The organism is Nguyenibacter vanlangensis (assembly GCF_013376155.1).
Taxonomy (GTDB): domain Bacteria; phylum Pseudomonadota; class Alphaproteobacteria; order Acetobacterales; family Acetobacteraceae; genus Gluconacetobacter; species Gluconacetobacter vanlangensis.
This window is the reverse complement of record NZ_JABXXP010000983.1, coordinates 1-840: the sequence shown is the minus strand read 5'-3', so window position 1 is coordinate 840 and position 840 is coordinate 1. Positions and strand designations below refer to the sequence as shown.

Below are 840 nucleotides of genomic sequence, written 5' to 3'. Positions count from 1 at the left end.
TGCTGCTGGACGAGGCCACCAGCGCGCTCGACAGCGAAAGCGAGGCCCTGGTCCAGCACGCGCTGGCCCATCTGCGGCGCGGCCGCACCACCATCGTGGTCGCCCACCGCCTCTCGACCGTGCGCTCCGCCGACCTGGTGGTGGTGCTGGCCGACGGACAAGGTGTCGAATGCGGCACCCACGCCGAACTGGTCGAAGCCAACGGCCTGTATGCCCGCATGGTCCGTACCCAGGCCTTTGAATTATAGACCATCCATAAATATCTTTTAAAACAACCGGTTGACCTGTTCATGCGCGGCCCGCCCCCCGGCGGGCGCGCATTTTTTTTCGCGCTTCCGCCTCCGGGGGGCGGTTGATGGATCGGACTCTTCGTGTCATGGATTGACCGACCGGTTCGGTCAACGGGGCGGCGGCGGCCACGGCGGGGCGGAAACGGGCCCGCCGCGTGATTCCGTTCGCGGCACACGCTGGAAGCAAGAGGAATCGCATGGCCGATCAAGACGGCGCAAGTTCAGGCGGCAAGCCGGACGACGCGTCCGGGAAGACTCCCAAGCCCAGGAAAGCCAACCCCGCGATCCGGATCGGGCTGCTGGCCTTCGTCGCGATCGTCGCCGTCGGGGCGGGGGTCCATTGGTTCCTGACCCGCTACGACATCGAAACCGACGACGCCTTCGTCGCCGGCCGCGCGGTGACGATCGCCCCGCATGTCCGCGGCTACATCACCGAACTGCTGGTCAACGACAACCAGTTCGTCCATGCCGGCCAGCTCCTCGCCCGGATCGACGACCGCGACTATCGCGCGGCGCGCGACAACGCCGCGGCCACGCTGGACATCGCGCG

General features: G+C 67.3%; 1 protein-coding gene and 1 pseudogene. Both read left to right on the top strand.

The annotated features are described in order from the left end of the window. Positions 1 to 248, top strand: a pseudogene (locus HUK84_RS20645) (ABC transporter permease); the annotation flags it as partial. Positions 249 to 487: 239 nt separating this feature from the next. Continuing rightward, on the top strand, positions 488 to 840 hold a 353-nt coding region (locus tag HUK84_RS20640), incomplete at its 3' end, for a biotin/lipoyl-binding protein (protein ID WP_176641858.1).